Consider the following 1456-nt stretch of genomic DNA (forward strand, 5'->3'; position numbering starts at 1 on the left):
CTCACTGGGTGTGGAAGGTGGCGTCGGCCCGGTCGGTCGCCGTGCTGAGGGCCTGGACCCGCAGCAGGTAGTCGTAGTGGCGGAGGTAGCGGCCCGGGAGGTTGTACGACTCGTACGAGACGCCGGCGGAGTCGGCGAGGCCGGCGCGGGCGGTGAAGGAGGCGTCAGCGGCGAACAGCGACGTCCCGTCGTTCTTCTCCACCCACATCTCGTGGTTCTTGTGGCGCAGGAAGTAGCCGGGGAAGTTCGCCGACTCCAGGGAGACGGTGCCCGTCCCGGCGAGACCGGTGGCCACGCGGAACTGCGAGTCGGCCAGCGGCGAGACGTTCGCCTCGATCCTGGCGCGGTACTCCCAGTGCCGGATGAACCGGTCGGGGAAGTTGTACGAGGAGAGCCGGATCGGGGTGCGGCCGTCGGCGACCGGAATGCCGAAGTCGGGTGTGCCGTCGGCCCTCCAGTAGATCTTCTGGACGCGGGTACGGCGGTTGGGGTCGTTGAGCGGGGCACCGCTGATGTCCTTGTAGCCGCGGTCGTGGTAGACGAGGATGTCCGACTTGCCGTCCTCGGAGACCGTGAACTGGTTGTGTCCGGGGCCGTACTGGCCGGTGGCGGCGTTGCTGGCGAAGACGGGGCCGGCGGTCTTGGCCCACGACGAGGCGCTGAGCAGGTCGGCGGAGGCGGACGCGGTCAGCAGGCCCATGCAGTAGTTGGCGTCGGTGGCGCTGGCCGAGAAGGTCATGAAGACCTTGCCGTTCCGCTGGATCACGGCCGGGCCCTCGTTGACCGTCTCGCCCCCGGCGGTCTCCCACGAGGCGGTCGGCCGGCTGATCATGACCGGTGTGCCGGTGATGGTCCACGGGTTGGCCATCCGGGCGATGTAGAGATTGGTGCCGCGGCCGACGGCCGGGTCGTGCTGCGCCCAGGAGAGGTAGCGGGTGCCGTTGACGACGAAGGTCGTCGCGTCCAGGGAGAAGGTGTCCAGCGGCAGCGCGACGCGGCCCTTCTCCGTCCAGGCGCCCGTGACCGGGTTCGCGGCCGTGCACTCCAGGACGTAGGGCCGGATCCGCCAGATGTCGTTGGCGGCCCCGGCGGCGAAGTGGATGTACCACCTGCCGTCGATGAAGTGGATCTCCGGGGCCCAGATGTGCGCGCCCATCTCCCCGCTGGCGTGCTTGGTCCAGACGGTCGCCTCGGGGGCGGACGTGAGCCCCTGGATCGTGGTGGCGCGGCGCAGCACGATCCGGTCGTACGCGGGGACCGTGGCGGTGAAGTAGTAGTAGCCGTCGGTGTGTTTGTAGATGTGCGGGTCGGCCCGCTGCTCGGCGAGGGTGTTGGTGTACGTGACACCGGGGGACGCGGGCACGGCGGCGTGGGCGGTGCCGGCCTGGACGCCGGTGAAGGCGGCGGCCGCCGTGCCGGTGATCATGCCGAGGACCGTTCGTCGGGTGAGCGCAGG

General features: G+C 70.1%; 1 protein-coding gene. It reads right to left on the minus strand.

What is annotated here, in order from left to right:
* Position 1: 1 nt before the first annotated feature.
* Entirely contained in the window at positions 2-1426 is a 1425-nt protein-coding gene (locus ICC28_RS39925; protein WP_188293778.1) for a family 43 glycosylhydrolase, read from the minus strand.
* Positions 1427-1456 lie beyond the last annotated feature (30 nt).

Source organism: Streptomyces sp. TRM68416 (genome assembly GCF_014596915.1).
Lineage (GTDB): Bacteria > Actinomycetota > Actinomycetes > Streptomycetales > Streptomycetaceae > Streptomyces.

Excerpts from the sequence above, each read along its gene's own strand:
- ICC28_RS39925 (WP_188293778.1), bottom strand. The coding sequence starts at position 1,426 with ATGATCACCGGCACGGCGGCCGCCGCCTTCACCGGCGTCCAGGCCGGC.